The 297-nt window shown below is 68.4% G+C and carries 1 pseudogene; it reads right to left on the reverse strand.

Features of this window, described 5'->3' with window-relative positions:
• Positions 1 to 297, reverse strand: a pseudogene (locus EOC06_RS44095) (alanine--tRNA ligase); the annotation flags it as partial.

Consider the following 297-nt stretch of genomic DNA (forward strand, 5'->3'; position numbering starts at 1 on the left):
TGTTTGCGCGCGGCTTCGCCGGTCAGCGCCTCGATGCGGCGCACGCCGGCGGCGACCGCGCTGTCCGACACGACACGCACCAGGCCGATATCGCCAGTCGCCCGGACATGCGTTCCGCCGCAAAGCTCGACCGAATAGGGCCGGTTGGCCTTGGCGCCGTGCACACCGGTGCCCATGGACACGACGCGCACTTCGTCACCGTACTTCTCGCCAAACAGCGCCATGGCGCCTTCGGCAATGGCATCGTCGACCGACATCAGGCGCGTGGACACCGGGCCGTTCTGGACGACGATCTCG

The sequence above is a fragment of the Mesorhizobium sp. M7A.F.Ca.MR.362.00.0.0 genome, from assembly GCF_004023175.1.
In the GTDB taxonomy this organism is placed as follows: domain Bacteria; phylum Pseudomonadota; class Alphaproteobacteria; order Rhizobiales; family Rhizobiaceae; genus Mesorhizobium.